At 65.0% G+C, this 1,804-nt stretch carries 2 protein-coding genes; one reads left to right on the top strand and one right to left on the bottom strand.

From position 1 onward, the window contains the following. A partial coding sequence (locus tag C0R07_RS19615; RefSeq protein ID WP_146027653.1) for a transposase occupies positions 1-154 on the top strand: 154 nt, incomplete at its 5' end. A gap of 37 nt (positions 155-191) precedes the next feature. Here C0R07_RS19615 and metK read toward each other — a convergent pair. Continuing rightward, the gene (metK, locus tag C0R07_RS19610) at positions 192-1,403 is read right to left on the bottom strand and encodes a methionine adenosyltransferase (protein ID WP_019182462.1); all 1,212 of its coding nucleotides are present in this window, start codon (positions 1,401-1,403) and stop codon (positions 192-194) included. Between the last annotated feature and the right edge of the window lie 401 nt (positions 1,404-1,804).

The following is a 1,804-nucleotide window of genomic DNA, read 5'->3' as shown; positions in this document are numbered from 1 at the left end:
GGGCATCCTGGCCCACTGCCGATGGCCGCTCGGGACGAACCTGGTGGAAGGCATCAATAACAAGATCAAGGTCATCAAGCGCGTCGCCTACGGATACCGAGACGACGCGTACTTCTTCCTGAAGATCCGGGCGGCCTTCCCCGGAGTTGGGTGAAGAACCTAAGAAAAGGGCCGCTTTCGCGGCCCGTTTCTTACTTCAACTTTGCATCCGCGCGCAGGGCGGCGGCGCGATCGGTCTTCTCCCAGGAGAAGGCGGTCGCATTGACCTGTTCGCCAGCACCGTTGGTGTAGCTGAACTCCTTGGCCTTGCGGCCGAAGTGGCCGTAGGCCGCGGTCTGCTGGTACATCGGGTGGATCAGGTCCAGCATCTGGATGATGCCGTACGGGCGCAGGTCGAAATGCTTGCGGATCAACTTTTCGATCTTGTCATCGCTGATCTTGCCGGTGCCGAAGGTGGTGACCGAGATCGAGGTCGGCTCGGCCACGCCGATGGCGTAGGAGACCTGCACTTCGCAACGGTCGGCCAGGCCGGCGGCCACGACGTTCTTGGCGACGTAACGGGCAGCATAGGCAGCCGAACGGTCCACCTTGGACGGATCCTTGCCCGAGAACGCACCACCACCGTGACGGGCCCAGCCGCCGTAGGTGTCGACGATGATCTTGCGGCCGGTCAGGCCACAGTCGCCCACCGGGCCGCCGATCTCGAACTTGCCGGTCGGGTTGATGTGGAACTTGGTGCCCTTGTGCAGCCACTTGGCCGGCAGCACCGGCTTGATGATCTCTTCGCGGACGGCCTCGATGAGGTCCTTCTGCTTCACGCCCGGGGCGTGCTGGGTCGACAGCACCACCGCGTCGATGGCCGAGACGGCGCCGTTTTCATAGCGCAGGGTGACCTGGCTCTTGGCATCCGGGCGCAGCCAGGACAGCGGCGAGTTCTTCTTCTTGCGGATCTTGGCCTGCTGCTCGACCAGGCGGTGCGACAGGTGGATCGCGGCCGGCATGTAGCTGTCGGTCTCGTTGGTGGCATAGCCGAACATCAGGCCCTGGTCGCCAGCGCCCATTTCTTCGGGCTTCTTGCGGTCCACGCCCTGGGCGATGTGCGGCGACTGCTTGCCGATCAGGTTCAGCACGCCGCAGGTCGCGCCGTCGAAGCCGACGTCGGAGCTGTCGTAGCCGATGTCCAGGATCACCTTGCGGGTCAAGGCTTCCAGGTCGATCCAGGCGCTGGTGGTGATTTCACCGGCGACGATTGCCACGCCAGTCTTGACCATGGTTTCGCAGGCCACGCGCGCACGCTTGTCCTGGGTCAGGATCGCGTCCAGCACCGCATCGGAGATCTGGTCGGCAATCTTGTCCGGATGGCCTTCGGAGACCGATTCGGAGGTGAACAGGTAGCTGGACATCAGGCGTAATATCCTTTGATTCGGATGGAAAGATGGGCGCGAATGATACACGGCAAGTCGCGCGCTTGCATTGTGCGCCAGCGAGGGTTGCCCGTGGTTAAGCCTGCGTGCCCGTCGCAGGGCCCGGTGTGACGGGATTGAGGCCCAGCGTCACCGCCCAGTGTTCCACCAGCGTGACAAACGGCCGCCCGCGGCGGCACCTACCCCGACCGGCACGCCAGCCGCACGCGCCCTCACGATGGGCGCGACGGGCGTCCGAACCCCGCGAGCGTCATCGGCCCGTCGTCAAACCGCCATCGGGCTGTCGTCGACGCAGGGCAGGCTTCGGCGCATCCGGCCGCCGGACCTGAGGAGCACGCCATGCACGACGTCGAGCAGCGCGACGCGCGGGGGGCCGCCAA

The organism is Stenotrophomonas bentonitica (assembly GCF_002887735.1).
GTDB classification, from domain to species: Bacteria; Pseudomonadota; Gammaproteobacteria; order Xanthomonadales; family Xanthomonadaceae; genus Stenotrophomonas; species Stenotrophomonas bentonitica_A.
The sequence above is the reverse complement of the archived record's forward strand: the minus strand, read 5'-3'. Positions and strand labels throughout refer to the sequence as shown.

Bases quoted from the DNA above. Each gene is read 5' to 3' on its own strand.
- metK (WP_019182462.1), bottom strand. From the start codon at position 1,403: ATGTCCAGCTACCTGTTCACCTCCGAATCGGTCTCCGAAGGCCATCCG.